This window comes from Dermacoccus sp. BD5 (assembly GCF_044878485.1).
Lineage (GTDB): Bacteria > Actinomycetota > Actinomycetes > Actinomycetales > Dermatophilaceae > Dermacoccus > Dermacoccus nishinomiyaensis.
Genome location: NZ_JANJER010000007.1, coordinates 1 through 20419, shown reverse-complemented (window position 1 = coordinate 20419; position 20419 = coordinate 1). Strand labels below are relative to the sequence as shown.

Annotated in this window: 16 protein-coding genes, 1 tRNA gene and 1 pseudogene; 14 read left to right on the top strand and 4 right to left on the bottom strand. The window is 69.8% G+C overall.

The annotated features are described in order from the left end of the window. Position 1 precedes the first annotated feature (1 nt). From NQ706_RS06880 to NQ706_RS06870, 3 genes and pseudogenes are all read right to left on the bottom strand, one after another. Complete coding sequence (locus NQ706_RS06880) at positions 2-1039, bottom strand: alpha/beta fold hydrolase (RefSeq protein ID WP_167539856.1); 1038 nt, start codon at positions 1037-1039, stop codon at positions 2-4. A gap of 7 nt (positions 1040-1046) precedes the next feature. Beyond that, positions 1047-1520, bottom strand: coding sequence for a hypothetical protein (locus NQ706_RS06875; RefSeq protein WP_051806102.1), 474 nt, complete (start codon positions 1518-1520; stop codon positions 1047-1049). 17 nt (positions 1521-1537) lie between these two features. After that, positions 1538-2164, bottom strand: a pseudogene (locus NQ706_RS06870) (low temperature requirement protein A). Positions 2165-2324: 160 nt separating this feature from the next. On the opposite strand from NQ706_RS06870, the gene glmU reads away from it, so the two are divergent. From glmU to NQ706_RS06800, 14 genes are all read left to right on the top strand, one after another. Next, on the top strand, positions 2325-3863 hold the full coding sequence (gene glmU / locus NQ706_RS06865) for a bifunctional UDP-N-acetylglucosamine diphosphorylase/glucosamine-1-phosphate N-acetyltransferase GlmU (RefSeq protein ID WP_038569170.1): 1539 nt from the start codon (positions 2325-2327) through the stop codon (positions 3861-3863). Between the two features lie 8 nt (positions 3864-3871). Beyond that, on the top strand, positions 3872-4843 hold the full coding sequence (locus NQ706_RS06860; RefSeq protein ID WP_038569168.1) for a ribose-phosphate diphosphokinase: 972 nt from the start codon (positions 3872-3874) through the stop codon (positions 4841-4843). A gap of 318 nt (positions 4844-5161) precedes the next feature. After that, a complete protein-coding gene (locus NQ706_RS06855) occupies positions 5162-5839 on the top strand; it encodes a 50S ribosomal protein L25/general stress protein Ctc (protein ID WP_038571472.1) in 678 nt (225 codons plus the stop codon). A gap of 175 nt (positions 5840-6014) precedes the next feature. Next, the gene (gene pth / locus NQ706_RS06850; RefSeq protein ID WP_051806098.1) at positions 6015-6647 is read left to right on the top strand and encodes an aminoacyl-tRNA hydrolase; all 633 of its coding nucleotides are present in this window, start codon (positions 6015-6017) and stop codon (positions 6645-6647) included. Continuing rightward, positions 6637-8205, top strand: coding sequence for a hypothetical protein (locus tag NQ706_RS06845; RefSeq protein ID WP_038569167.1), 1569 nt, complete (start codon positions 6637-6639; stop codon positions 8203-8205). The genes pth and NQ706_RS06845 overlap by 11 nt, the downstream gene beginning before the upstream one ends. Before the next feature lie 184 nt (positions 8206-8389). Further along, complete coding sequence (mfd, locus tag NQ706_RS06840; protein WP_051806096.1) at positions 8390-12019, top strand: transcription-repair coupling factor; 3630 nt, start codon at positions 8390-8392, stop codon at positions 12017-12019. Further along, a complete protein-coding gene (locus NQ706_RS06835; RefSeq protein ID WP_038569165.1) occupies positions 12016-13068 on the top strand; it encodes a MazG family protein in 1053 nt (350 codons plus the stop codon). Before mfd ends, NQ706_RS06835 begins: the two co-directional genes overlap by 4 nt. 126 nt (positions 13069-13194) lie before the next feature. Continuing rightward, the gene (gene eno / locus NQ706_RS06830) at positions 13195-14478 is read left to right on the top strand and encodes a phosphopyruvate hydratase (RefSeq protein ID WP_038569163.1); all 1284 of its coding nucleotides are present in this window, start codon (positions 13195-13197) and stop codon (positions 14476-14478) included. Between the two features lie 8 nt (positions 14479-14486). Next, a complete protein-coding gene (locus NQ706_RS06825; protein ID WP_150112783.1) occupies positions 14487-15065 on the top strand; it encodes a septum formation initiator family protein in 579 nt (192 codons plus the stop codon). A 5-nt stretch (positions 15066-15070) separates the two neighbouring features. Beyond that, entirely contained in the window at positions 15071-15604 is a 534-nt protein-coding gene (locus NQ706_RS06820; protein ID WP_051806453.1) for a DUF501 domain-containing protein, read from the top strand. Continuing rightward, the gene (locus NQ706_RS06815) at positions 15597-16544 is read left to right on the top strand and encodes an exopolyphosphatase (protein WP_038569161.1); all 948 of its coding nucleotides are present in this window, start codon (positions 15597-15599) and stop codon (positions 16542-16544) included. The genes NQ706_RS06820 and NQ706_RS06815 overlap by 8 nt, the downstream gene beginning before the upstream one ends. Positions 16545-16662: 118 nt before the next feature. Beyond that, positions 16663-16738, top strand: a tRNA-Leu gene (locus tag NQ706_RS06810). Between the two features lie 25 nt (positions 16739-16763). Next, complete coding sequence (locus tag NQ706_RS06805) at positions 16764-17609, top strand: Bax inhibitor-1/YccA family protein (RefSeq protein WP_038569159.1); 846 nt, start codon at positions 16764-16766, stop codon at positions 17607-17609. Between the two features lie 428 nt (positions 17610-18037). After that, on the top strand, positions 18038-18460 hold the full coding sequence (locus NQ706_RS06800) for a VOC family protein (RefSeq protein WP_038569155.1): 423 nt from the start codon (positions 18038-18040) through the stop codon (positions 18458-18460). Between the two features lie 253 nt (positions 18461-18713). Here the strand turns inward: NQ706_RS06800 and NQ706_RS06795 are convergent, their stop codons facing one another. Then, the gene (locus NQ706_RS06795) at positions 18714-19937 is read right to left on the bottom strand and encodes an acetyl-CoA C-acetyltransferase (protein ID WP_038569154.1); all 1224 of its coding nucleotides are present in this window, start codon (positions 19935-19937) and stop codon (positions 18714-18716) included. Positions 19938-20419 lie beyond the last annotated feature (482 nt).

Below are 20419 nucleotides of genomic sequence, written 5' to 3'. Positions count from 1 at the left end.
GTCAGGGCGTTCGCAGCCGCGCCAGCAGTGATTCGATCGCGGCCGCGAAACCTGCCGGGTCGGCGACCACCGACAGGTGCCCGGCTCGGGGGATCGTCACCGTCGGCGCGCCCGTGAAGTTCTGTTGCGCGACCTGGAGCGAGCCGCCGGACGTCGCGTCCTCGGCGCCCCAGACGATGCCGCGCGGCACGCGGATGGCGCGCACTTGCTCGGGGCTCAGGTGCGTCATCGAGTGTGCGGCCATGACGCGCATGGCGTCCTCCGCGTCGCGCGAGCGCAGCGGCCGCATCCACGCGTCGATCAGTCGGTCGGCGTCGGGGCCCTGCAGGCCGCGGCACGTCGAACCGCACTGGTCGTCGAAGATCGGGCGCGCGAGCACGTTCGTCTGCGTGCCGGGTCGGTAGAGCGTCGTGACGTACGGCAGGCGCGAGACGACGCCCGTCCACGCACCAGGGTCGGCCGATCGTCCCTCGTAGGCCATGGCGTCGCCGTCGGCGAAGATGACACCGCCGATGGCGCCCGGGGCATCCAGCGCCGCGTGCCCGACGACGGCCGCGCCCAGCGAGTACCCGACGAGCACCGGCCGCTCGATGTGCAACGCCTCGATCAGACCCGTGACGGCGCGCGCCTGATCCTCGATCGAGTAGTGGCCCGTGTACTGGGAGTAGCCCGCCCCGGGCAGGTCGATGGCGTAGACGACGTGGTTCTTCGCGAGCTCCGGCGCCGTGAGTGACCACGCGACCGTCGACTCGGCGAAACCGTGGACGAGCACGATCGGCGTGCCGTGCGAACCCCACACGCGGTAGTGAACGCGCGCGCCGTCGACGACCACGTCGCGCCCCTCGGGCGCCTGCAGCGTCTGCGGCGGCCGCACGAGGGTGTTCAACGTCAGCGATGCGATCGTCACGACGAGAAACAGTTTGACGACGACGCGCGCCACCCGGCGCATCAGCCGGCGCACCAGCCGTCCACCACGCCCTGGAGCGGGCCGGCCTCCAGGGGAGGCGCCGCCGTCGGACGCACTGGCGGCGGTGCTCATGAGCGGCTCATTCGGCGCGGCCGTTCGTCGCGTCGTCTGCAGTGCTCGCGCCGGCAGCGCGCGCGACGTCCCCACCGACAGTGCCGGTACCACCGGCAACCCCGCCGGAGCGCATGGTCTCGACATAGGCCGTGATGCGGCGCTCGCCGTACCCCTGCACCCAGATCGCCGCGGAGATGCAGAGGAACAGCAACGTGATGACGATCCACGGCGCCCAGTGACCGCCGAGCCACCATATGACGACGGGGACGAGATACGTCGCGAGTTGCGTCAACCCGCCGAGGATCGCGTGCCAGGGGCCCTGCGGGTCGTGCGGCGCCCCCGTTGCATCGCGTGCCCGCTCTTCGCGGACCGCAGCCTGTTCGCGACGCATCTGTGCACGCTCAGCGGCCGTCTGCGGGCGGCGTCGCGGTTTCAAACCGAGGTTGGTCGCGAACGCCTGACGGGTCAACGACTGCGTGCCGACGTGCACGAGAATCATCCCGAGGCACAGGCACGTCAGCGATCCGGGGCGACGCTCTCGCCGAGCACGATCATGACGAACAGGCCGATGCGTTCGACCAGGTGCGGGCCGCTGAGGCGCGGCGCGTCCGACTCCTTGACGTCCGGGCGCCGCAGCGACAGGCTCATCTCGAGGAGGGCGAGGGCGGCGAGCGCCCAGCCGAGCAGGTGCTCGGGCACGAGCGGGGTGAGCAGCCACAGGGCGCTGACGCCCGGGCCCCACAGCAGCGGACGCAGAGCCCCGGCGCCGCGTCGTCCGCTCCACCACAGCGGCCACACGGCCGTGTGCGCGATGACGTAGCCGACGGCGAACAGCCACGGATGGCCGTCGATGAGGGGTTCGACGCCGAGTGCGAGCACGCCGACGCCGGCCATCGGTGAACATGAGCGGGCGTCCGCGTGGGCCGATGCCGCCGCGCACGTTCGTCAGCGCCGTCACGTTGACCACGCGAACCACACGAGCATCGTGAGCCCGATCGTCGCGGCGATGCGCCCGCGACCCGGGTCGCCGTGCAGCAGGTGGGTGAGGCGCTCGATGGCGACGACGAAGACAAGGTTGCAGAACAGCTCCACCCACCCGACGTGTTGGTGCCGCACGGTGGTCTCGCCGATCGCCTGTGACATGCACCCAGCATGAAGGCGTGCAGGTGTGCGCGACGAATGCACGCAGCGCCTCTGGCGGTGGTGGGCGGTAGAGTCACCCTTATATGCCCCGTCGCCCGCACCGGGTGGGCCGCCGGGGCGGGCCAGACCACCGATCGTCGATCCGCAGGGAGTCACTCGCGTGAGCGCACCCCGTCCCGCAGCCGTCATCGTCCTCGCCGCAGGCGAGGGCACTCGCATGAAGTCCGACATCCCGAAGGTGTTGCACACGATCGGTGGCCGCAGCCTGCTCGGCCACGCCATCGACGCGGCACGCGGCACGCAGCCGCAGCACCTAGCGGTCGTCGTGCGTCACCAGCGCGACGTCGTCGCCGCGAACATCGAGCAGTTCGAGCCGGGCGCGACGATCGCCGACCAGGACGAGATCAAGGGCACCGGCCGCGCCGCCGAGTGCGCTCTCGCCGCACTGCCGGGCGACCTGAGCGGCACCGTCCTCGTCACCTACGGCGACGTTCCGCTGCTCGCGACGCAGACCCTCGTCGACCTGACGAGCGCACATGAGGCGGGCGGCAACGCCGTCACCGTGCTGACCGCGGAGGTCGAGAACCCGACCGGCTATGGCCGCATCCTGCGCGACGAATCCGGCTCCGTCGCGGGCATCATCGAGCACAAGGACGCGCTCGCCGCCCGCGAGGCCGGTGACGCGAAGCTCGCGCACGCGCTCGACATCCGCGAGATCAACTCGGGCATCTACGCCTTCGACGCGATCGTGCTGCGCGAGAGCCTCGCGAAGGTGACGACGGACAACGCCCAGGGCGAGAAGTACCTCACCGACGTCCTCGCCCTGGCCCGCGCGGCCGGTGGGCGCGTCGAGGCGCACGCGATCACCGACCTGTGGCAGACCGAGGGTGTCAACGACAAGGTGCAGCTCGCCGCGATGGGCCGAGAGTTGAACCGTCGCGTCGTCGAGCAGGCCATGCGTGACGGCGCCATCGTCATCGACCCGGCGACGACGTTCGTCGACGTCGACGTCTCCATCGGCCGCGACACGGTCGTCCAGCCGAACACCCAGCTGCGCGGCGCGACGACGATCGGTGCGCGCTGCGAGATCGGCCCCGACACGACGCTGGTCGACACCGAGGTGGCCGACGACGCGTCCGTCGTGCGCACGCAGGCCAACCTCGCGACGATCGGCGCCGGCGCGAGCGTCGGCCCGTTCAGCTACCTGCGCCCGGGCACCGAGCTCGGCGCGAAGGGCAAGATCGGCGGGTTCGTCGAGACGAAGAACGCACAGATCGGTGACGGCGCCAAGGTGCCGCACCTCACGTACTGCGGCGACGCCGTCATCGGTGAGGGCGCCAACATCGGCGCGGGCACGATCTTCGCCAACTACGACGGCGTCAAGAAGCACACGACGCACGTCGGCGCCCACAGTTTCGTCGGCTCCGACTCGGTGCTCATCGCGCCTGTCACGATCGCTCCGGGCGCCTACGTCGCGGCCGGCAGCGCCGTCGACGGTGACGTCGAGGCCGGCCAGATGGCTGTCGCACGCGGCCGTCAGCGCAACATCGACGGCTGGGTCGAGCGCCGCCGTGCCGGGACGAAGACCGCGGACGCCGCGCGTGACGTCGCGCACGCCTCGCCCCGGGCCGCCGCCGGTGAAGCGGCGTCCACTAGTGTTGACGAGGAATCCTCCGCAGACGAAGGGATCACGAAGTGAGCCTGTCCATGAAGCGCACCACCGAGAAGAACCTCATGGTCTTCTCCGGGCGGGCCAACCCCGAGCTCGCGAAGGCGGTCGCCGAGGGCCTCGGCACGCAGCTCGTGCCGATGCAGGCGTACGACTTCGCGAACTCCGAGACGTACGTGCGTTACGACGAGTCCGTGCGCGGCTGCGACGCGTTCGTCATCCAGAGCCACACCGCTCCCGTGAACCAGTGGATCATGGAGCAGCTCATCATGGTCGACGCGCTCAAGCGCGCCTCCGCGAAGCGCATCACCGTCGTCGCGCCGTTCTACGGGTACGCGCGTCAGGACAAGAAGTCGCGCGGTCGCGAGCCGATCTCGGCGCGCCTGGTCGCGGACATGTTCAAGACGGCCGGCGCGAACCGCCTCATGGCCGTCGACCTGCACACCGACCAGATCCAGGGCTTCTTCGACGGCCCCGTCGACCACCTGCAGGCGCTGCCCGTCATCACCGACTACGTCGCCAAGAAGTACGGCGACGAGAACCTCGCCGTCGTCTCGCCGGACGCGGGCCGCATCAAGGTCGCCGAGGCGTGGAGCAAACGCCTCAACGGCGCGCCGCTGGCGTTCATCCACAAGACGCGTGACGTCACGCGCCCCAACCAGTCGGTCGCGAACCGCGTCGTCGGCTCCGTCGAGGGCCGCACGTGCCTGCTCGTCGACGACATGATCGACTCCGGCGGCACGATCTGCCACGCCGCCGACGCGTTGATGAACGCGGGCGCGGAGTCCGTCGTCATCGCCTCGACGCACGCGATCTTCTCCGACCCGGCGCTCGAGCGGCTCGCGAACTCGGTGGCGCGTGAGGTCATCGTCACCGACACGCTGCCGATCACGGACGAGAAGAAGTTCGACAAGCTGACGGTGCTGTCGATCGCACCGCTGCTGTCGCAGGCGATCCGCGAGGTCTTCGAGGACGGCTCCGTGACGAGCATGTTCGACGAGATGGAGTGATCTCACCCTGACGAACGCGGCGCCGCGCATCCCACCCGGGGTGCGCGGCGCTGCGCGTTTACGCCGTTTCGTGTTCGCGCTCCGCCCCGCTAGACTGTTCCGGTTGCCTCGGCGAGGGACGAGACGGGCGCGCGCAGCGAGCCCCGAGCGTCCGTGATCGACGCGGTGGCGCTCGTCTGCGAGATCCCGCGGCCCCAGGCCGCCCGCGCCGACCTGCGTCGACGCGCCCGCATCGTGTCCGCACGTCACGTCCTGATGAGGCCACCGACCATTCCGGCGGCACGTGTCGTCGGTCCTGACGCACCGAAGGGCACCACCATGGCTGCTGACCAGATCGTTCTCGAAGCTCAGCTTCGCACCGAGTTCGGCAAGGGCGCCGCGCGCCGCATCCGCCGCAACGACATGATCCCCGCCGTCCTCTACGGGCACGGCGAGACGCCGGTTCACCTCGAACTGCCCGGCCACGACACGATGATGGCCGTCAAGAACCCGAACGCGCTGCTCACGATCCGTTTCGACGGCAGGGAGGAGCTCGCGCTCGCCCGCGACGTCCAGCGCGAGGTCATCCGTCGCTTCATCGAGCACGTCGACCTCGTCATCGTCAAGAAGGGCGAGAAGGTCGAGGTCGACGTTCCGGTCCACGCCGAGGGTGAGGCCGCTGCCGAGACCGTCGTCACGACCGAGAACGGCATGCTGACGGTCCTCACGCCCGCCACGGACATCCCCGAGGCGTTCACCGTCTCCGTCGAGGGCGCCGAGGCCGGCACGCAGATCCTCGCCAAGGACGTCACGCTGCCGTCCGGTGTCGAGCTCGTCTCCGACGAGGAGATGCTCGTCATCAACGTCACCGAGCAGATCTCCGCCGAGGCCCTCGATGCCGAGCTCGCCGAGGCCGGCATCGAGCACGAGGAGTCCGGCGAGGAGACCGAGGGCGACGACGCTGCCGAGGCTCCCGCCGAGGGCGACGCCGCGGAGGGCTCCGAAGACTCCGAGTGATCCGCCGCCCGCCTCCACGCGGGCATCGGATCTTCACGACGACGGGCCGTCGCTCACCGATCCTGGTGAGCGGCAGCCCGTCGTTCGCGTTCCGTCGCGGCGCGGTCGTCGGCTCGATCGCTGGCCCGATCGCGGATGAGGGCGCGAGTCTCGTCGACGTGCCCAGCGTGCGCCCATGCGCGATCCGGCATACTTGGGCCTCGTGGATAAGGCGCGCACGCAACCCTGGCTGGTGGTCGGGCTCGGCAACCCCGGGCCCCGGTACGCCGGCAACCGGCACAACGTGGGCGCGATGGTCGTCGAGCGCATGGCCGCTGACTCCGGCGTCGCCCTGCGCGCGCACAAGGCGCGCGCTGCCGCAGCAGAGATTCGGTTGGGGACGCTGCCGGGCGAGCTGCCCGGCCCGAAGGTCGTCCTCGCCGTGCCGAGCACGTACATGAACGAATCGGGCGGGCCCGTCAGCGCGCTCATGAAGTTCTTCAAGATCCCCGCCGAGCGCCTCGTCGTCATCCACGACGAACTCGACATCGACTTCGGCGCGGTGCGCCTGAAGTTCGGTGGCGGCGAGGGCGGCCACAACGGGCTGCGCTCGATCAGCAAGAGCATCGGCACGAAGGACTACCTGCGCGTCCGCCTCGGCATCGGGCGCCCGCCCGGACGCATGGACGTGAGCGACTTCGTACTCAAGGACTTCTCCGCGACCGAGCGACGCGAACTCGACTTCCTCATCCCCTCGGGCGCGGAGGCGGTCGAACTGCTCGTCCACCGCGGTCTCGACGACGCGCAGAACCTCGTGCATGCTCGCTGAGGGCGTGAGCCGCCGGCTCGCGTTGCACACCTGGCTCGCGACCGCGGTGGTCGCGCTCGCCGGCGTGCTCTTCGTCGTCGTCGCCCCCGGTGTGGGCGACATGTGGGCGGCGCTCGCGCGCGCTCAGGCGGCGCGGGACGGCGTGGGCCTCGGCTACTGGTTCAGCTGGTACAGCGGCGCCCACCCGCCGGGCGGATACTCCGTCCTCGTGCCCTGGCTGTCGGCCGCCCTCGGTGCCCACGCCGTCGTCGCGCTCGCGGCCACGGCCATTCCATGGGCTGTGGCACTCACCGTCACGCAGGTGCGGCGCCCGATCGTGGCCGTGTGGGTCGCGACGCTGAGCGCCGTCATGACGCTCGGCGCCGGTCGCACGACGTTCCTCGTCGGTGCCGTCATCGCCCTCGGGGCGCTTGATGCCGCCATCCGCGACCGTCGCTGGACGGCGTCGCTGCTCGTCATCCTCAGCGGCCTCGCCTCACCCGTTGCGGTGGCGTTCGTGCTCGTCGGATTCGGGGCGGGGCTGCTCGCCCGTCGGATCTCGCTCGTTCCCATCCTGGTCGGCATCGCCTTCATGGGCGTCTCGTCGCTCGTGTGGGGTAGCAGTGGGCCAGAGGGGTATGGCTGGGGCAGAGCACTCACCTCGCTCGTCCTTCTCGGCTTGTTCCTGCTCGCCAAGCCTGCGAAACCGGTCGTCCTCGCCATCGCCATCACCGCCGCCGCGGTGCTCGTGTTCTCCGCCGTCCCCAACGCGCTCGGCTCCAACCTCGCGCGCCTCGTCTTCGCGGTGCTGCCCGTCGCCGTCGCCGCGACGGCCCGCCGCAGCAACCGGATGACGGCGTGCGCCGTGCTGCCGGCCCTGGTCTGGTCGGGGTACTTCACCGCTCACGATCTCGCGGACGCCCGCGCATCGGCGTCGTCGGTGACGGTGTACAGGCCCCTGTCGGACGCTCTCCAGGCGTTGCCCGGCATCGAGAACAGCCGCATCGAGGTCGTCGCCGACGGCACGCACACCTCGGCGTTCGTCATGGCAGAGGATTTCTGGTTGGCGCGCGGGTACGAGACGCAGGCCGACCGCAGCCTCTCCGACGCGTTCGTCGACCGCGAGGCGCACATCTCCGACGCGGAACTCACCGGGTGGCTGCAGGATTCGGCGGTGCGCTACGTCGCTCTCAACCGCCATCCGGTGAAGAAGACGGGGCAGTGGCGTACCGTCGCCGCGACGCCCCCGGGCTGGCACGAGGTGTGGTCGAACGACCAGTGGCGCGTGTTCGAGGTGCCGGACGCCAAGCCGCTCGTCACCGACGGCGCCACGATCACGGACAAGACCTCCTCCCACCTCATCCTGCGGGTCGAACCCTCACGCGACGTCATCGTGCGAACGCGCTGGTCGTCGTTCCTGCACGCCCGGGTCATCGAGGAGCGCGGCCCCAGCGACCAACGAGCCGGGTGGGATGACGCGCCGCGCGTCGTCCTCGAACCGACGCCCGACGGGTGGACGCGCGTGCGTCTTGACGGCTCGTCGACGGCGCGTGACGTGGAATTGTTCGGACGGCCGTGACTGCCCCCGGCGTATCCCTCCATCGTTCGTGCCCCGCGGGGTGATGAGGGGGTGAATGCCCGGAATTCCGGGGTTGTCGCCGCTCCGTTCTAGACTTCACGCGTCGCCCGCCGACGAAGCCGTCGCCCTTCCGGGCGCGCGCGGCGTTTACGTGCGTCGTCACCGATTCGACGAAGGAGCCCGCATGCCCGAGGCCGCCCACCTGCCGCTCGCGCCCCTGCTGACGCGCGTGTGCGCCGACGAGTCCGTCAAGCGGCTGCTCGCGCTGGCCGCGGACGAGTCGCTCGTCGACATCGCGGCCGCGGCCGGTCTGCGCGCTCCTCTCGTGGCGGCTCTGCTGCAGACTGGCGGCGACGCGGCGGGGCCGATGCTCGTCGTCACCGCGACGGGGCGCGAGGCCGACGACATGGCGACGGCCCTGCGCAACTTCGTCGACTACGACGACGTCGCCGAGTTCCCGTCGTGGGAGACGCTGCCGCACGAGCGCATGTCGCCGCGTTCCGACACGGTCGGGCGGCGTCTCGCCGTGCTGCGCCGCCTCAGGCACCCGGAAGCGGGCGGGACGTACGGGCCCGTCCGCGTCGTCGTCGCGTCGGTGCGCGCCCTCATGCAGCCCATGGCGAAGGGCCTCGGCGACCTCGAACCCGTGAGCCTCGCCGCCGGTGACGAGCGCCCGCTCGAGGACATCGTGGAAGCCCTCGTGGCCGCGGCCTACACGCGCGTCGACATGGTCGAGCGCCGCGGCGAGTTCGCCGTGCGCGGTGGCATCCTCGACGTGTTCCCGCCCACCGAGGATCACCCGGTGCGCCTGGAGTTCTGGGGCGACACCGTCGAGGAGATCCGCTGGTTCAAGGTGGCCGACCAGCGTTCGCTCGAGGTCAACCCGCACGGGCTGTGGGCCCCGCCGTGCCGCGAACTGCTGCTCACCCCCGAGGTCCGTGAGCGCGCGGCTGAGCTCGCGCCGAGCCTGCTGGGCGTCGCCGACATGTTGACGAAGGTCAGCGAGGGCATCGCCGTCGAGGGCATGGAGTCGCTCATGCCGGCGCTGCTGCCGGCCGGCATGGAGACGCTCATCGACGTGCTGCCGGATGCTGCGCGCGTCGTTCTCGTCGACCCCGAGCGCGTCCGCACCCGCGCGCACGACCTCGTCTCGACGTCGCAGGAGTTCCTCGAGGCGAGCTGGACCAATGCGGCCGCCGGCAACGCCGTCCCCGTCGACCTACGAGGCGTGCTCGACGGCGCGTCGTACCGCAGCCTTCTCGAACTGCGTGAGCATGCGCTCGCGACCGCTCACCCCTGGTGGTCGTTCAGCTCGTTCGCGGCCGACGACGAGTTGCACGAGTTCCTCGAGGACGACCTGCCGGGTACCCGCGTCACGATCGACTCGCAGGACGTGCCGAACTACCGCGGCGACACCGAGCGCGCGTCCGCCGAGGTCGCGGCTCACGTCGCGGCCGGGCGCAGCGTCGCCGTCGTGACGGACGGCCCGGGCTTCGCCAAGCGCGTCACCCAGGTGTTCGCCGAGCACGACCTCGCCGCGCGCCCGATGACGCAGGTCGCCCCCGGTGTCGAGGTCGCGACGGGTTCGCTCGGCCGCGGCTTCGAGATGCCCGCTGCGGGGCTCGTCGTCCTCACCGAGGCCGACCTCACCGGCTCGGCGGGAACGGCGAGCACGAAGGACATGCGACGCATGCCGTCGCGCCGCCGCAACGTCGTCGACCCGCTGCAGCTCAAGCCGGGCGATCACGTCGTCCACGAACAGCACGGTGTCGGCCGGTTCGTCGAGATGATGCAGCGTACCGTCGGCGGCGCGACGCGCGAATATCTCGTCCTCGAGTACGCGGCGAGCAAGCGCGGTCAGCCCGGCGACCGGCTGTTCGTGCCCACCGACCAGCTCGACCAGGTGACGCGCTACGTCGGCGGCGAGATGCCGACGCTGTCGAAGATGGGCGGCTCGGACTGGGCGGCGACCAAGTCGAAAGCCCGCCGTCACGTCAAGCAGATCGCCGGCGAGCTCATCCGCCTGTACTCGGCTCGACAGGCGACGCCGGGTCACGCGTTCGCGCCCGACACGCCGTGGCAGCGCGAGCTGGAGGACGCCTTCGCGTACGTCGAGACGCCCGATCAGCTCTCGAGCATCGAAGAGGTCAAGGCCGACATGGAGAAGACGGTGCCCATGGACCGTCTCGTCTGTGGTGACGTGGGCTACGGCAAGACCGAGATCGCGGTGCGCGCGGCGTTCAAGGCGGTGCAGGATTCCAAGCAGGTCGCGGTCCTCGTGCCGACGACGCTGCTCGTCAAGCAGCACTATCAGACGTTCGCCGAGCGTTACGCGGGCTTCCCCGTCAAGCTCGCGTCGCTGTCGCGTTTTCAGAGCGACAAGGAGGCGCGCGAGGTCCTCGCGGGGCTCAAGGACGGCTCGATCGACCTCGTCATCGGAACGCACCGGTTGCTGAGCAAGGAGATCGAGTTCAAGGATCTCGGGCTCGTCATCGTCGACGAGGAGCAGCGCTTCGGCGTCGAGCACAAGGAGCAGCTCAAGCAGATGCGCACGGCCGTCGACGTGCTTGCGATGTCGGCGACGCCGATCCCGCGCACGCTCGAGATGGCTGTCACCGGTATCCGCGAGATGTCGACGCTCGCGACGCCGCCGGAGGAGCGTCACCCCGTCCTGACGTTCGTCGGGGCGTACGACGAGAAGCAGCTGACGGCGGCCATCCGACGCGAGCTGATGCGTGAAGGTCAGGTGTTCTACGTCCACAACAAGGTCGGCAGCATCGAGAAGCAGGCTGCGCGAATCCGCGTACTCGTGCCCGAGGCCCGGGTCGCGACGGCGCACGGCAAGATGGAGGAGGCGCGCCTGGAGGAGGTGGTCGTCGACTTCTGGGAGCGCAAGTTCGACGTGCTCGTCTCGACGACGATCGTCGAGACGGGTCTCGACATCGCGAACGCCAACAGCCTCATCGTCGAGCGCGCCGACCAGCTCGGCCTCAGCCAGCTGCACCAGCTGCGCGGACGCGTGGGGCGCGGTCGCGAGCGCGCGTACGCCTACTTCATGTTCCCGGCCGAGAAGCCGCTGACCGAGACGGCGCACGACCGGTTGCAGACGATCGCGAGCAACACCGACCTCGGCGCGGGCATGCAGATCGCGATGAAGGATCTGGAGATCCGCGGCGCCGGCAACCTGCTCGGCGGCGAGCAGTCCGGCCACATCGCGGGGGTTGGATTCGACCTGTACGTCCGCATGGTCGGTGAGGCCGTCGCCGACTACCGCGGCGACGACACCTCGTCGATGCCGGTCGAGATCAAGATCGAACTGCCCGTCGACGCCCACCTGCCGCACGAGTACGTGCCGGGGGAGCGGCTGCGCCTCGAGGCGTACAAGAAGCTCGCGAGCGTGGAGAACGAGGCAGCCCTCGACGAGATCATCGCCGAGCTGAAGGACCGCTACGGCGAGCCGCCCGCACCTGTGCTCAACCTGTTCGACGTGGCCCGGCTGCGCACCATCGCGCGGCAAGCGGGCATCAGCGACATCGGGGTGCAGGGCAAGTACGTCCGTTTCGGCCCGGTCACCGAGCTGCGCGAGTCGCAGCAGATGCGCCTCGAGCGCCTCTTCCCGGGCACGCTCATCAAGACCAACCAGGAGCGGTTGCTCGTGCCTATGCCGATGACGAAGCCCGTCGCCGGCAAGCCGCTTCGCGACCAGGCGATCCTGCAGTGGGCGGCGCAGCTCGTCCAGGCCGTGCTGCTCGACGACATCGCCGCCGCCGCGGCGGCGCAGGAGATGGCGCGCGCGGGCGGAGCGCGACGATGAGCGGCAGCATCGCCCTGCTTGTCGTCAGCCCGCGGGTGCCCGCCGGGCTGATGACGCGCGACGCCTGGCGGCGTGTCGAAAGCGCTGACGCCGTCCTGGGCCGCGCGGGTGACGAACCGCTCGTCGAGGTCGCGCGCGACGAGGGCTTCGATGTCGAGATCCGTGACGAGCCCCCGGCCGCCACGGCACATGCCCTCGTCGCGGCGGGGGTCGCCGGGCGTCACGTCGTCTGGCTGGGTTCGGCGGACGCCGATCCCGGCCTCACCGACGCGCTCGCCGGCGAGCTGACGCGTCTCGACGACCCGCCGCCCGTCGAGGTCGTCGTCGGGTCGTGGGACGCCCCCGGTTCGCGCCTGCTCGACGCCGTCGCCGTCATGGACACGTTGCGCTCGCCCGGCGGCTGCCCGTGGGATGCCCAGCAGACGCACGCGAGCCTCGCACCGTACCTCGTCGAGGAGGCGTTCGAGGTCACCGAGGCCATCGCCGAGGCGAGCGGCGAGCACCTGAGGGAGGAGCTCGGCGACGTGCTGCTCCAGGTGCTCTTCCACGCCCGTGTGGCCGCGGAGCGCGAGGAGGACGGCTTCGACGTCGACGACGTCGCGGCGACGCTCGTCGAGAAGCTGGTCAGGCGTCACCCGCACGTCTTCGCCGACGGTGCCGTCTCGAACCCCGAGGAGGTCGAGGCCGAGTGGGCGAGGATCAAGGCGGCCGAGAAGCCGGAGCGTGACGCGAACGACCCGCTGGCCGGCATCCCGGCCGGGCTGCCGCCGCTCGAGCGGGCCGTCAAGGTCGTCGGGCGGTTGACGAAGGCGGGGCAGGCCGAACGCGTGGAGGCCCTCGCCGCCGAGGATTCCATCGGGGCGGCGCTGCTCGACCTCGTCGTGCAGGCCCGTGGCCTCGGAGTCGACCCGAGCGTCGCGCTCTCCGCCACGCTGTCGCGCCTGCACGCCGCGCCCGTCGGTGATCACCTCGGGGGCATCGACCACGCTGAGCACGCCGACCCCCACCCCGCCCCGCCGGATGCCGACCTGCCGCGAGGCGGCGGGTGACGCGCGTCCCGTTCTCGACAGACCCCACGTTCCTACCCGGCAGTACCGCAGCGGTTCGTTAGGCTCGACACTGACGCGGGTGATCAGACCCGCTGCCCGAATCAACCACGTGTATCGGAGAGTTCTGTGGCAACCATTGAAGGCATCGGCGCTCGCGAGATCCTTGACTCGCGCGGCAACCCCACGGTCGAGGCCGTCGTGCTCCTCGACGACGGCACCAACGAGAGCGCGGCTGTCCCTTCGGGTGCCTCGACGGGCGCCTTCGAGGCGGTCGAGCGTCGTGACGGCGACAAGAAGCGCTACGGCGGCAAGGGTGTCGAGGACGCCGTCGACGCCGTCATCGAGCAGATCGCGCCGCACCTCGTCGGTTTCGACGCGGATGAGCAGCGCCTCATCGACGCCGAGATGATCGAGCTCGACGGCACGGACAACAAGGGCAAGCTCGGCGCGAACGCCATCCTCGGCGTGTCGCTGGCCGTGGCCAAGGCGGCCGCGAAGTCTGCGGGTCTCCCGTTGTACCGCTACGTTGGTGGCCCCAACGCGCACGTTCTGCCGGTGCCGATGATGAACATCCTCAACGGTGGTTCGCACGCGGACACGAACGTCGACATCCAGGAGTTCATGATCGCGCCGATCGGTGCGGAGAGCTTCAAGGAGGCCCTGCGCATCGGCACGGAGGTCTACCACGCGCTCAAGGCCGTCCTCAAGGACAAGGGTCTCGCGACGGGCCTCGGCGACGAGGGTGGCTTCGCCCCGAACCTCGAGTCGAACCGTGCGGCGCTCGACCTCATCCTCGAGGCCGTCGAGAAGGCCGGGTACAAGCCGGGTGAGCAGATCGCGCTGGCGCTCGATGTCGCAGCGTCCGAGTTCTACGACGGCGGCACGTACACGTTCGAGGGCCAGAAGCGCGACGCGGAGTGGATGACGAACTACTACGCCGAACTCGTCGAGGCGTACCCGCTCGTCTCCATCGAGGACCCGCTCAACGAGGACGACTGGGACGGCTGGGCGCACATCACCGACAAGCTCGGTGACGCCGTGCAGCTCGTCGGTGACGACCTGTTCGTCACCAACCCCGAGCGTCTGCAGAAGGGCATCGACAACGCGGCCGGCAACGCGCTGCTCGTCAAGGTCAACCAGATCGGTTCGCTGACGGAGACGCTCGACGCCGTCACCCTCGCCCAGACGAACGGTTACCGCTGCATGATGTCGCACCGTTCCGGTGAGACGGAGGACACGACGATCGCCGACCTCGCCGTCGCGACGAACTGCGGCCAGATCAAGACGGGTGCCCCGGCGCGCTCGGAGCGCGTGGCGAAGTACAACCAGCTGCTGCGCATCGAGGAGGACCTCGACGACGCGGCGGTCTACGCCGGTCGCAAGGCCTTCCCGCGCTTCTCGAACAACTGAGCGGCGTCTTGGCGAATCGCAATTTCCGTACCTCCCGCTCCGGTGATGACACCGGGGCGGGAGGTTCGCGCGCCCGCACCGGCTCGCGTCCCGCCGGCCGCGATCTTTCCCGCCCACGCGGCTCGAGTCCGCGTGGCTCGACACGTCCGACGCTGCGTCAGCAGCTCGACGAGGCGCCGGTGGCGCGTCGTCGAGCCGACCCGGGCACGGTTCGCCGTTTCATCACGATGAGCGCTCTGCTCGCCGTCATGCTCGTCGTCCTCACGCCCACGCTGCGTAGCTATCTGCAGCAGCGCAGCGAGATCGCGGAATTGAAGCGGGAGAAAGTCGCCGGTCAGCAGCGCGTCGACGCGCTGACCGCCGAGCGCAAACGCTGGGACGACCCGGCGTACGTGAAGCAGCAGGCGCAGGAGCGGCTCGGGTACGCGATGCCGGGCAAGTCGATCACGGTGTACGTGGACGATGCCGGCACGACGCACGCGACGACGCCGCGCAACGGCGTGGCAGATGCCACGGGTCTGTCATCGCACCCGTGGTACGGGCAGATCTGGGGTTCGATCTCGACCCCGGCGGAGGGCGAGAAGTGAGCACGATGGACATGAACGAACACTCGGGCGTCAGCCCGCAGGACGTTGCGGCGATCGAGAAGCAGCTCGGACGGGTGCCGCGCGGTGCGGTCGAGGTGTCGGCGCGTTGTGCGTGCGGGTGTCCGACGGTGGTGCGCACGCTGCCGCGCCTGCCGGACGGCACTCCGTTCCCGACGTCGTTCTACGCGACGTGCCCCCGCCTGACGGGTGCCATCTCGACGCTCGAGTCGCAGGGTGTCATGAAGGAGATGAGCGAGCGTCTCGAAGCCGACGCCGACCTTGCGGCCGCCTACCGCGCCGCCCACGAGGATTATCTGAGGCGCCGCGGCGAGCTCGGCGACGTGCCGGAGATCGACGGCATCTCCGCCGGCGGCATGCCGACGCGCGTCAAGTGCCTGCACGTGCTGGTCGCGCACTCGCTGTCGGTGGGCCCCGGCATCAACCCGCTCGGTGACGAAGCGCTGGCGTTGCTCGGCGATGCGTGGTGGAAGAACGGCTGTTGCGGTGCGGGAGACCAAGGAGACGATGACCATGAGTGAGCGTCGGGTCGCGGCGATCGACTGCGGGACCAACTCGATCAGGTTGCTCGTGGCGGCCGACGGCGGGTCGGGGCTCACCTACCTGGCGCGGCGCAGCGAGATCGTGCGCCTCGGCCAGGGCATCGACGTCTCGGGCCGCATCGCCGACGCCGCGATGCAGCGCACCCTGCTCGTCACGCGCGAGTACGCCCAGCTGTGTCGGGAGTACGACGTCGACACCGTCCGCTTCGTCGCGACGTCGGCCTCCCGCGACGCCGCCAACGCGGATGAATTCACCGACGGCGTGCGACGCGCGTTCGCCGCGTTCGGGGACGACGTCGTCCCCGAGGTCGTTTCCGGGCTGGAGGAGGCGGCGCTCAGTTTCGCCGGCGCGACGGCAGGCCTCGGTGCCGAGGCGCGCGCGCCGTATCTCGTCGTCGATCTCGGCGGCGGGTCGACGGAGCTGGTGCGCGGCTCGCAGGATGTCGAGCAGTCGATCTCCCTCGACATCGGCTCCGTGCGCCTGAGTGAGCGTCACCTGCGCAGCGATCCGCCGACGCAGGCCGAGATCGACGCTGCCCTCGTCGATATCGATGCCGCCCTCGACGAGGCGGAGGCCGCCGTCGACCTGTCACAGGTCGCGACGCTCGTCGGCCTCGCCGGTTCGATCACGACGGTGACGGCGCACGCGCTGGGGCTGTCTGCGTACGACTCGTCGCGCATCCACGGTGCGTGCCTCACGAGCGAGCAGGTGATCGGCTCGTGCGACGCCGTCCTGGGTGCGACGCGCGCCGAGCGCGGCGCGATGGGGTTCATGCATCCGGGTCGTGTCGACGTCATCGGCGCGGGTGCGCTGATCTGGCGCACGATCGTCGAACGCGTGCGCGAGCGCGCGGGCGTCACCACGTGCGTGACGAGCGAGTCGGACATTCTCGACGGCATCGCGATGAGCATGCTTTGAGGCAGAGCGCATGACTCGGAGGCGCCCCGGGGAACACCGCGTTCTGCCGGGGCGTTGTCATCGTGAACGAGGTCATGTCATCCGCAGGGGCGTCATGACCCTGTCGTTAGGATGAGGTGCCCTCGTAGCCCAACGGCAGAGGCAGGCGACTTAAAATCGCTTCAGTGCGGGTTCGAATCCCGTCGAGGGCACCACGTCACGTCCTTGAGGAGGGGCCCCATGGCCGGTAATCCGGTGTTCAGCAAGTTCGAGCGTGACATGCGTTCAGGTCAGGCCGCCAGCTTTCAGGCGGGTGGGCAGCAGCAGGGGTACGGCTTCCCGCAGCAGCCGGCGTCCGGGCCCATGTACAACCCGACGTTCGGTGCGCCACAGGTGCAGCCGGAGCGGATGACGCTCGATGACGTCGTGACGAAGTCACTCAACCTCTTCGGGCTGCTGCTCGTCGTGGCGGCGGGCACGTTCGTCTTCGCAGATCGGGCGATCGACTCGCAGACGAGTTCGACGGCCCTCGGCCTGTGGGCCGGCGGTGGCATCGTCGCCTTCGTGCTGTCGCTCGTCATCGCGTTCCGCAAGACGATCTCGGTTCCGCTGATCCTCGCCTACACGGTGTTCGAGGGGTTGTTCCTCGGCGCCGCCAGCGCGTTCTTCAACTCGGCCTACCCCGGGGTGGTCGGGCAGGCCATCCTCGCGACGCTGTGTGTCTTCGGCGGGATGTTGCTGGGGTACAAGACCGGCGTCATCCGCGTGACGGCGCGCTCCCGTCGCATCTTCGCGGGCATGCTCATCGGGTACCTGCTGTTCGCGCTCGTCAATTTCGTTCTCGTCCTGACGGGGCTGCAGAGCGGCTTCGGCATCGGCGGCAGTGGCGCCCTCGGCATCGGCATCTCGCTGTTCGCGGTGGCACTCGCCTCGTACTCGCTCGCGATCGACTTCGACTCGATCCAGCAGGGCGTCAACGCAGGCGTTCCGCGCCAGACGTCGTGGCTCATGGCGTACGGCCTGATGCTGAGCGTGGTGTGGCTCTACGTCGAGATGCTGCGTCTCATCGCCCGCTTCCGCGACTGACGATGACGGCGATTCTTCCTGGCGCCGGCGACCCGCTCGAGGATGAACTCGGGCGGGTCGTCCGCACGTTGCGGGCGCTGCCTCCGGGCGCGCCGGCCGACCATGCAGCCTGCGCGCTCGCACGGTTCGTCCGCATGGTCGCGGGGGAGGACGAGGAGTCGGAACGGCTGGCGGCGCGCACGGCGCAGTTCGACGGCGCGTGGGCTGCCGCGGTCATCGCGACGCTCGTCCACGACGTGGTGAACCCCGCGACAATGGCTGACGGCTCGTCCAGCGCATCCGACGGGCAGCGCCTGGCATTGGCAGATGAGCTCCGTCGGCTGAGACGCGAACTCGACGGCCGTGGGTGCTGCCCCGGGGGCGCTCGCAGGAGTCGCAGGGCGTCGCACGGGCGTGGCGCCCCGCCGCGTTGATCTCAGGAGCTCCGTATGACCTCGCGCATGAACCCCTACATACCGTTCCGCGACACCGCGAAGGACGTACTCGAGTTCTACGCCCGGGTCTTCGGCGGCGAACTGACGATCTCGACGTTCGGTGACATGGGAGTGGAGGGCGCCGGGGCGGACAAGGTCATGCACGGCATGTTGAAGACGCCGTCCGGTTTCACGCTCATGGGCTCGGACACGCCGGAGCAGATGGAGCACACGCCCGGTGGCAACATCACGATCTCGCTCTCCGGCGACGACGCCGACGACCTGCGCGGATGGTTCGCAGCGCTCTCTAAAGGCGCCGACGTGACGCTGCCGCTCGCCGTCCAGAGGTGGGGGGACGAGTTCGGAATGCTGACCGACAGCTTCGGCGCGAACTGGATGGTCAACATCGCGACGTCGCAGGCCCGTGCGCAGGCCTGAACCCGGGCTGGGCATGGCCGGCACACCCTACGAGATCGATCGCGGCGTTCATCCACCCCGCGGTACAGCCTGCACACGCGCATCCCATGGGCACGTGCGCATGACGACCACCCGCATGCGATGCCTCGGCCGAGCGTCACCACGGGACGAGTGCCACAGCATGACGAACGGCGGGCCCCAAAGGGCCCGCCGTTCGTGTCATGCGGTGTCTTGATCGCCAGCGCCGCTCGGCCGCGCCGAGCAGCGGGGTCGATCAGTTGAGGCGTTCGTAGATGATGGCCATGCCCTGGCCGCCGCCGACGCACATCGTCTCGAGGCCGAACTGGCCGTCGGTGGACTGGAGTCCGTTGAGCAGCGTCGTCGTGATGCGCGCGCCGGTCGAGCCGAAGGGGTGGCCGAGAGCGATGGCGCCGCCGTGAACGTTCAGCTTGTCGAGGTCCATGCCGAGGTCGTGGGCGCTCGGCAGCACCTGCGCGGCGAAGGCCTCGTTGATCTCGTACAGGTCGATGTCGCCGATGCTCATTCCGGCGCGAGCGAGGGCCTGCTTGCTGGCCTCGACGGGGCCCATGCCCATGATCTCGGGGGAGAGGCCGCTGACGCCGGTGGAGACGACGCGGGCGAGCGGCTTGAGGCCGAGCTGCTGGGCCTTGACGTCGCTCATGACGACGAGCGCCGCGGCGCCGTCGTTGAGCGGGCAGCAGTTACCGGCGGTGACGGTGCCCTCCTCGCGGAAGACGGGCTTGAGTCCGGCGACCGAGTCGTACGTGACGCCGGCGCGGGGGCCGTCATCGGTGGAGACGACAGTGCCGTCCGCGAGCGTGACGGGGGCGATCTCGCGGGCGAAGAACCCGTCGGCGATGGCCTTCTCCGCGAAGTTCTGCGAGCGGACGGCCCACTCGTCCTGCTCCTGACGGGAGACGCCGCGGTAGGTGGCGACGTTCTCGGCGGTCTGGCCCATCGCGATGTAGACGTCGGGAAGCTCGCCCGACTCACGGGGGTCGCTCCAGCGTGCGTTCGTCTTGGCCGTCTCGAGGGTTCGGGCCATGGCGTCGGCGAAGCGGGGGTTGAGGTCAGCGTCGTCCGAAGCACCCGCACCGGCAAAGTTCGTGTATTGGGAGACGCACTCGACGCCGGCGGAGATGAAGATGTCGCCCTCGCCGGCCTTGATGGCGTGAGCGGCCATGCGCGTCGTTTGCACGGAGCTGGCGCAGAAGCGGTTGACGGTGGCGCCCGGCACTGTGTCCATCCCGAGCAGGACCGAGACGACGCGAGCCATGTTGTTGCCGTGGCGCCCGGAGGGCTCGGCGCACCCCAGGTACAGGTCCTCGACGAGCGAGCGGTCGAGGCCGGGCACCTTGGCGAGGGCGGCGTCGACGACCTGGGCGGCGAGGTCGTCGGGTCGGACATCCTTGAGTGAACCCTTGAACGCGCGCCCGATGGGCGTGCGTGCGGCGGAGACGATGACGGCTTCAGGCATGGGGTGTTCCTTCCGGCTTTGGGCGCGGTCGCCCACGGTTTCCGATGCGAGTCTAGGTGCCACGCTCCCGCCGCGGAGGGGAACGGCCCAAGCGGCTCGGCCGGCCCGATTTGCACGCTCCGAAGAACCTGGGCTAATGTTTACGAAGTCAGCCCGACAGGGCGGGCACCGGAAGCGAAAACCCCGCTTCGATCCACGATCGAAGGTCCGGCAGGTACACGACGGTGCGGCCCGGCTGATGCTTCATCTGGAGCCAAGTGCGCGAGATGACGGTGAGAGCCGGAATTGACGCCCAAGAGCCGGATGGATTACGGTTAAGAAGTTGCCCCGAGCGGGTGGCGAGCGAAAGTTCGTCGCTTCGTGTGGTGTGCGATGGTGTTTTGAGAACTCAACAGCGTGCCGATGTGATCATCGCCAAACATTTTTGTGGCACTTATGGAGTGTCGCGTGTTGTGGCTGAGTGATTAATGATTGTACAGAAC

Coding starts and splice junctions, on each gene's coding strand:
- NQ706_RS06880 (WP_167539856.1), bottom strand. CDS start 1,039: ATGAGCACCGCCGCCAGTGCGTCCGACGGCGGCGCCTCCCCTGGAGGC.
- NQ706_RS06875 (WP_051806102.1), bottom strand. CDS start 1,520: ATGATTCTCGTGCACGTCGGCACGCAGTCGTTGACCCGTCAGGCGTTC.
- NQ706_RS06860 (WP_038569168.1), top strand. CDS start 3,872: ATGAAGCGCACCACCGAGAAGAACCTCATGGTCTTCTCCGGGCGGGCC.
- NQ706_RS06855 (WP_038571472.1), top strand. CDS start 5,162: ATGGCTGCTGACCAGATCGTTCTCGAAGCTCAGCTTCGCACCGAGTTC.
- pth (WP_051806098.1), top strand. CDS start 6,015: ATGCGCGATCCGGCATACTTGGGCCTCGTGGATAAGGCGCGCACGCAA.
- NQ706_RS06845 (WP_038569167.1), top strand. CDS start 6,637: ATGCTCGCTGAGGGCGTGAGCCGCCGGCTCGCGTTGCACACCTGGCTC.
- mfd (WP_051806096.1), top strand. CDS start 8,390: ATGCCCGAGGCCGCCCACCTGCCGCTCGCGCCCCTGCTGACGCGCGTG.
- NQ706_RS06835 (WP_038569165.1), top strand. CDS start 12,016: ATGAGCGGCAGCATCGCCCTGCTTGTCGTCAGCCCGCGGGTGCCCGCC.
- NQ706_RS06820 (WP_051806453.1), top strand. CDS start 15,071: ATGGACATGAACGAACACTCGGGCGTCAGCCCGCAGGACGTTGCGGCG.
- NQ706_RS06815 (WP_038569161.1), top strand. CDS start 15,597: ATGAGTGAGCGTCGGGTCGCGGCGATCGACTGCGGGACCAACTCGATC.
- NQ706_RS06805 (WP_038569159.1), top strand. CDS start 16,764: ATGGCCGGTAATCCGGTGTTCAGCAAGTTCGAGCGTGACATGCGTTCA.
- NQ706_RS06800 (WP_038569155.1), top strand. CDS start 18,038: ATGACCTCGCGCATGAACCCCTACATACCGTTCCGCGACACCGCGAAG.
- NQ706_RS06795 (WP_038569154.1), bottom strand. CDS start 19,937: ATGCCTGAAGCCGTCATCGTCTCCGCCGCACGCACGCCCATCGGGCGC.